The organism is endosymbiont of Riftia pachyptila (vent Ph05) (genome assembly GCF_000224455.1).
Taxonomy (GTDB): Bacteria; Pseudomonadota; Gammaproteobacteria; order Chromatiales; family Chromatiaceae; genus Endoriftia; species Endoriftia persephonae.
Genome location: NZ_AFOC01000043.1, coordinates 21943 through 29328 on the forward strand (window position 1 = coordinate 21943; position 7386 = coordinate 29328).

Genomic DNA, 7386 nt, shown 5'->3' on the forward strand with positions numbered 1-7386 from the left:
TGTCGATTGGTGGAAATGCCTCGGCAGGTGGGGAAGGAAAAAGGCCCCGCAGCGCGGGGCCAAACTTTGCAGAGTCGTCTGATTTTAGTGAGCGGAGGCAGCAGCGGCCCCCTTGGGTACCCGGATATCCTCCACCAGATGTTGGATATGCTCCGGCGGTGCGGCAGTCACCTTCGACACGGCGATGGCGACGGCGAAGTTAACCAGTGCGCCGACAGCGCCAAATGCATTGGGTGAGATGCCGAGGAACCAGCTCGGACCCATGTCACCCAGGAAGGAGGTGCCGGGGATGAACATGATGCCCTTGTGCTGGAACACGTAGAGCATGGTGACGCCGATGCCGGAGACCATGCCCCAGATCGCACCGGAGCGGTTCATCTTCTTGTTGAAGATGCCCATCATCAATGCCGGGAAGATCGAGCTGGCAGCCAGACCAAAGGCGATGGCCACGGTGCCGGCGGCGAAATCCGGTGGATGCAGGCCGAAGTAACCCGCCAGGGCGATGGCGCCGGCCATTGCGATGCGTCCGGCCATCAGCTCATTCTTCTCCGAGATGTCGGTCATGAAGACGCCCTTCAACAGATCATGGGAGATCGACGAGGCGATCGCCAGCAGCAGACCCGCTGCGGTGGAGAGCGCAGCGGCCAGACCACCGGCGACGACAAGGGCGATGACCCAGTTGGGCAGCCCGGCGATCTCCGGGTTGGCCAGCACCATGATGTCGCGGTCGACCTTGACCATCTCGTTGCCTTTCCAACCGAAGGACTCAGGCCTTGGCGGCAAACTCGGCGTTCTTGTCGTTGTAGTACTGGATGCGGCCGTCGCCGTTCTTATCCTCGTACTTCAGCAGACCAGTCTGCTCCCAGTTCTTGAACCACTGCGGACGTTCGGCGTAGGCGAGGTTGCCTTCGGCGGAGCCCACTTCACCCATCTGAATGGTGTTCATCAGGTTGAGACGGGCCATCGAGCCGACCGCCGGTGCGGTGGTGTAGAGGATGGCGATGAAGACCAGCGCCCAGCCCGCGGAAGAGCGGGCATCCTTCACCTTGGGAACGGTGAAGAAACGGATGATGACGTGGGGTAAGCCGGCGGTGCCGATCATCAGCGACAGGGTGTAGACAAACATGTTGAGTTTGCTGCCCATCACTTGGCTGGTGTACTCCTTGAAGCCGAGTTCGGTTACCACTAGATCGAGCTTGTCCAGCATGTACATGCCGGAACCGTCCGCCATGGTGCTGCCAATACCCAGCTGCGGCAGCGGGTTGCCGGTGATGTTCATGGAGATGAAGACCGCAGGCACAGTGTAGGCGAAGATCAGCACGCAGTACTGGGCGATCTGGGTGTAGGTGATGCCCTTCATGCCGCCGAGTACGGCGTAGATGAAGACGATGCCCATGCCGATGTAGAGGCCGGTATCGTAGTCAGTCTCGAGGAAGCGGGAGAAGGCGACGCCGATGCCCTTCATCTGGCCGATTACATAGGTGATCGAGGCCAGGATCAGGCAGATAACTGCGACAATACGGGCGGTGCGCGAGTAGTAACGATCACCGATGAACTCGGGTACGGTGAACTTGCCGAACTTGCGCAGGTAGGGCGCCAGCAGCAGTGCCAGCAGTACATAGCCGCCGGTCCAGCCCATCAGAAAGACAGAGGCGCCGTAGCCGTTGAAGGCGATCAGCCCTGCCATCGAGATGAAGGAGGCGGCGGACATCCAGTCGGCGGCGGTGGCCATGCCGTTGGCCACCGGGTGTACCCCGCGGCCAGCGGCGTAGAACTCGCCGGTGGTACTGGCACGCGCCCAGAAGGCGATGCCGATGTAGAGGGCGAAGGTAAAGCCCACTACGGTATAGGTCAGTGTTTGAAGATCCATTGGTTGTATCCCCTTAATCCTCGTGGACGTCGAATTCGATGTCCAAGGCGTTCATACGTTTTGCGTAGAAGAAGATGAGCACCAGGAAGGTGTAGATAGAGCCCTGCTGGGCGAACCAGAAACCCAGCCCGACACCACCAACTTTGATGGCATTGAGCGGCTCCGCGAGGATGATGCCAAATAGGTAGGACACCACAAACCATATCGTCAGTAGGATAGCTACCAGGCGAATATTGGCTTTCCAATATTGCTCAGCTCGATTGTTCATTTCATGATCTCTCCGCCGGTTGAGTTGCTTCGCTCTGTGGCTACCGCCGTCGCCCTGCCTGAGGAGTTCCTGCAATTTTATTGTTCTGGCTTAGAGGCGGTGCCCGGTTTTGGGTATCCGCAGGTAACGGATAGAGCCACAGGAATTGTCCGGCTGGTGTGGGTTAAAAGTCAAAACAAAACAAGGAGTTATTGTGTGTTATCTGGGGTCTGTAAAGAGGGTGTGTGAGAAAAAAGGTAACAAAAAATTGAGTGAGTGTTACCGATGGGATCGCAATCTGTTCCCGATGGTAAAAGAAGCTATTTTTTGACCGCAGGAGGCGGGTGTGAAACCGGCTGACGCTGGCGTGCGTATCTGGAGAGAGCAGAGCTGTCTATGGATCAGAATGCGTTAGAAGCGAACTGATCATAGCGAATTGGATTCCCTCAAGATTGGATCTATGTCTAACTTTTCACTGCTGAGTCTATTGTCAATGACGATGGTAGTGCTGGCTTGTTCGCCGGTGCAGACTGACGCGCTGGAGCGTTTGAATGGCTTTGATCTGCGTGATGCGCAGGTGCCGCCGGAGGAAATCTTCCACGGTGGCCCGGCGCGGGACGGCATACCGGCCATCGACTCACCGCAATTTGTCACTGCTGATTCGGCGGATTGGCTGAAACCTGACGAGCGGGTGCTGGGACTGTCGTTGCAGGGGACCAGCCGCGCCTATCCGGTGGCCATTCTCAACTGGCATGAGATCGTCAACGACTGTTTCGGTGAGCGGGCGGTGGTGGTCACCTTCTGTCCACTCTGCGGCAGCGGCATGGCGTTTGCCGCAGAGGTTGATGGCCAGGCCTTGAGTTTCGGGGTCTCTGGTCTGCTCTATAACAACGACATGCTGCTCTATGACCGACAGAGCAAATCCCTCTGGTCGCAGTTGATGAGACAGGCGATCAGCGGCCCGATGCGGGGTAGGCGCCTGCAGATGTTGGCGTTGCAACACACCAGCTGGCAGGAGTGGCGCGACAGGCATCCACAGACGCAGGTGCTGTCGCGGGAGACCGGTTTTGCTCGGGACTACAGCAGAGATCCTTACGCGGGGTATGCGCAGGAGTCAGAGTTGTTCTTTCCGTTGTCTGCTATCAACCCGCGCTACCATCCGAAAGAGCAGGTCTTGGGTCTGGAGATCGACGGAGCCTTCAAGGCCTATCCGTTTCAGGAGTTGTCGCGGCTGGAGGGGGTTCTGAATGATCGATTGGGGAACCGGCCGATCCGGGTGCACTTTGACAAGGCCAACGCGACCGCTTGGGTGGAGAGCCGAAAGGGGAGACGTCTGCCGAGTGTCATCAGCTACTGGTTTGCCTGGATGGCGTTTCACCCGGATAGCCTGGTGTTTGAAGGTGATTAGGAGAGAAGAGAGGAAAGGCAGTGCCTGACTGCAGCGCAAGACTGCAGCCAGGCTGAGTGGGGTTGTTTGGGTGGTGATCGGGTGAATTGTATTCTAACTCATAGTTATGGCTACAAAAATCAATGGCTCTGCTGGGTAACCTCAGGATCTGATTCGGCCTTTTTATCCAGTTCACCCAATAGATTGAAATCATCCAGGATGCAGTAGAAAGCCGGTACCAAGAACAGCGCCACCAGGGTGGCGGCGGTCAGACCAAAGGCGAGGCTGGCTGCCAGTGGAATCAGGATCTGTGCCTGCAGACTCTTCTCCAGCAGCAACGGGGTGAGGCCGACGATAGTGGTGATAGAGGTGAGCAGGATTGGACGGAAACGGGCCCTGCCCGCCTGTTTGGCAGCGTTGGTGACCGCCACACCCTGGGCGCGGGCATCGCGGATAAACACCACCAACAGAATCGAATCGTTGACCACCACCCCGAACAGCGAGGCCATGCCGACGATGCTCGGCATGGTCATATCGAGCCCGAGGGCGAGATGCCCAAACACCACGCCGATCAGGGCGCTGGGGATTACCAGCATCACCGTCAGTGGAGCGAGATAGCCGCGGAACTGCAGCGCCAACAGCAGATAGACCCCGAGTAGCCCCATCAGGACGTTGCGCACGATCGACTTGCCGGTCTTGGCGGACCGCTTGCTCTCACCCTGCACGTCGAACTTCAGCCCCGGATAGCGTGCCAGCAGTCCGGGAATGAACTCACGCTGGGTCAGCCCCAACAGCTCTTGGGCGTTGGCCTGGGAGCGGTCCACATCGCCCTGGATAGTGACTGCCCGCTGGCTGTCGATCCGGTTGATCCGGGCCCAGCCGCGCACCTCTTCGATCTCGGCGACCACTGAGAGTGGTACCAGCGCGCCGTCTGGCCCGGTGATGGTGAGTGTGTCGAGACTCTCGGGGCCGATACGATCCTGCTCGCTAAAGCGCAGATTGACCTCATAGGTCTCGGCGCCGACCGGAAACTCATCCACCTTGAGGCCCTGAAAGGCGCCGCGCAGCTGCTCGGTCACGCTGCGGGCGTCCAGCCCCAGCACGCCGGCATCCGGTTTCAGACGGAGGCGGTACTCACGTTTGCCCGGGCGTAGGTCATCGCTCAGATCGTTGACCCCGGCAAAGCCGTTGAGCCAGGCCTGCAGTTCGTTGGAGGCGGTCTTGAGCTGCGCCAGATTGTCGCCTAGCAGGCGCAGGTCGATGGGGCGGCCACCGGGTCCGATGACCGGCTCGGTAAATTTCAGAGAGATCACGTCGGCCAGCAGCCCGGCCTCCTCGCGCCAGAGCTGGATGAACTCATCCAGCGGGGCGTCGCGTATCTCGGCGCTGAGCAGGTCGGTGACGATCCGGGCCACATGGGGGCCGGTCTCGAAGGCATCCGGGTTCTGGCCGTAGATCACGGTGACATTCTGCACCAGATCCTGCTGCTGCGGCTGACGTGGCTTGAAGTGGGCATTGACCCGCTGCAGCGCACCCTCGATCTGTGCCACAACCTGCTCAGTGCGCACCAGCGGCGTGCCCTGGGGCAGCAGGATGCGGGCCTCCACCAAGTCGCCATCCATATCGGGGAAGCCGACAAACTTGAGCCCGCCGCCGACCGGCACCGCCACCGAGAAGAGCAGCAGCATCAGCACGATACCGAGGGTCAGATAGCGATTGTGGATGGCCCGGTCGAGGGTCGGTCCAAACCAGCGTTCGCGCAGCCGATCGAAGCCCCGTTCAAAGGCTTGGCGGAAGCGGTTTGGTGTGCCGCTCTTCATATGCGCCAGCGAGTGATTCAGGTGGTTGGGCAGGATCAGGAAGGCCTCGATTAGACTCACCGTGATCACCAGGATCAAGACCACCGGCATGACCCGCAGGATCTGCCCGATCTCGCCGGTGATAAAGGCCAGTGAGCCAAACACCATCAGGGTGGTGGCGAAGGAGGAGGCGATGCCCGGCAGCACCTGACGCACCCCGGCGATGGCGGCATGTTGCGGCGTGTCGCCCTTGGCCATGCGGGCGGCGATATTCTCGGCGATGACGATGGCGTCATCCATCAGCAGGCCGATGCCGATCAGCAGCCCCACCATCGAGATCATATTAATGGTGACACCGACCATCGGCAGCACAAACAGCGCGCCAAGGAAAGAGACCGGCAGCCCCATGGTGACCCAGAAGCTGTAGCGGACGCTGAAGAAGAGCCAGAGCACCAGAAACACTGCCACTAGCCCCTGAGCGCCATTGCGCAGCAGCATGTCGAGGCGGTCCTGCACCACCGAGGCGCGGTCCTGGGTCAGCGTCAAGGTGACGCCCTTGGGTGCCTGCTGCTGTTCGGCCTCGGCAAACGCCTTGACGCTGGCGAGCACCTTCAGAATATCCTGGGAGCGGGTCTTGGAGACATCGAGGATCGCCGCGCGCTGGCCGTTGAAGGTGATCTTCTCCTCGGCGCGGTCGAAGCGATCGCTGATCTCGGCGATCTCGCCGAGACGGATGGCCGCGCCGCTGCTGCCGGAGATCACCACCAGATCCTTGAGCTGCTCGACACTCTTGCGCTGATCGTCAAAGCGCAACAGCAGATCCTCCTGACTCCCCTCCAGCCGGCCGGCAGGGCCGCCGACACTCTGGCGCTGCACCGCATTGGCGATGGCGGCGGCGGAGAGACCATACTGGCGCAGCCGCCAGGCGGGGATCTCGATGCGGATCTGGTGCCCGGAGAAGCCATCAATGGAGACGTCGGCGACCGTCTTCAGGGCCAGCATGCGTGACTTAAGCTCTTCCGCATAGGCCTTCAGTGCGACCGGATCCTCCGGCCCGGTGACGGCCAGCGCGATCACCGCTTCGGTACGCCCCAGCTCGGTGATAACCGGCTGCTCCGCCTCGACGGGGAAGTCATCGATGGTCTCCACCTCTGATTTTACGTCGTCGAGGAAGCGCGTCATGTCGGCCCCCTCAAGCATTACCGCGGTGGCTTGGCCGATACCCTCGCGGGCTTCGCAGCGGATCTCATCCAGATCAGTGACCCCCTCCAGGGCATCCTCCAAGCGGCGGCAGATGGCGTCCTCCACCTCCTCGGCGGTAGCCCCTTTGTAGATCACGCGGATCTCGACCTTGTCGTTTTTGATCTCCGGCAGGCTCTCGCGCTGCAGGTTGGGCAAGGTGATCAGCCCAAGCAGCATCAGCGCCCCCATCATCAGATTGGCGGCGGTCGGGTGGCGGGTGAACCAGGCGATCATGAGTCATCTCCGATAGCCTGCAGCAGTTCAGCGCTGAGTTGCTTGTCCAGTTGCGGTTGCAGCAGCATGCCGCTGACCGCCGGCACCGGATCGGAGACGACCACCCGGTCGCCCGCTCGGATGCCGCTTTTGATCACGCTCACACTTCCCTGGCTGTAGAGCAGTTGCACCGGCTGTCGCTGCAAGCGGTTCTGTGCATCCACCAGGTAGACCTTGCCGTTGCGCACCGCAGAGCGGGGGATGACAATCTGATCAGGCTGGCTCTGGCCACGCAGGATCACCTCGACAAACATGCCTTTGGAGAGGGGGGGGCGCAGGCCGGGCCTGACCTTTTCGAATGGTTTGTCGACGGCGACCACCACGCCCACGGTACGAGTCTTGCTATCGATCTGGTCGCTGAAGCGGACGAACTCTGCCTGCCACTCGGCCGTGTGGTTGCCCATGTCGAGGCGGAGCAGCGGGCGCAGTCCAACAAAGCTGGCCAGATCCTGGTTGAGCCGTTCGATGTTGGGAAGGGGTTCTGTCTGACCGATAAACAGGCGGCGCAGTGAGGCGATGGCAACCTGGGCAACTACCTCCACCCGGTCCACCGCATCGCCGTCGAACA

The 7386-nt window shown here is 60.6% G+C and carries 4 protein-coding genes and 1 pseudogene; 1 reads left to right on the forward strand and 4 read right to left on the reverse strand.

The window, feature by feature from the left end; genetic code table 11:
- Window positions 1-84: 84 nt before the first annotated feature.
- Window positions 85-1870: pseudogene (locus RIFP1SYM_RS08335) on the reverse strand (sodium:solute symporter family protein).
- Window positions 1871-1883: 13 nt separating this feature from the next.
- Complete coding sequence (locus tag RIFP1SYM_RS08340) at window positions 1884-2138, reverse strand: DUF4212 domain-containing protein (protein ID WP_039960067.1); 255 nt, start codon at window positions 2136-2138, stop codon at window positions 1884-1886.
- 472 nt (window positions 2139-2610) lie between these two features.
- Here RIFP1SYM_RS08340 and RIFP1SYM_RS08345 point away from each other — a divergent pair, with 472 nt between their 5' ends.
- A complete protein-coding gene (locus RIFP1SYM_RS08345; protein WP_050798735.1) occupies window positions 2611-3525 on the forward strand; it encodes a DUF3179 domain-containing protein in 915 nt (304 codons plus the stop codon).
- A 119-nt stretch (window positions 3526-3644) separates the two neighbouring features.
- Here RIFP1SYM_RS08345 and RIFP1SYM_RS08350 read toward each other — a convergent pair whose 3' ends face one another.
- Together RIFP1SYM_RS08350 and RIFP1SYM_RS08355 are read right to left on the reverse strand one after the other, a co-directional pair.
- Complete coding sequence (locus tag RIFP1SYM_RS08350) at window positions 3645-6779, reverse strand: efflux RND transporter permease subunit (RefSeq protein WP_005961850.1); 3135 nt, start codon at window positions 6777-6779, stop codon at window positions 3645-3647.
- A partial coding sequence (locus RIFP1SYM_RS08355) for an efflux RND transporter periplasmic adaptor subunit (protein ID WP_039960069.1) occupies window positions 6776-7386 on the reverse strand: 611 nt, incomplete at its 5' end. The genes RIFP1SYM_RS08355 and RIFP1SYM_RS08350, both read right to left, overlap by 4 nt.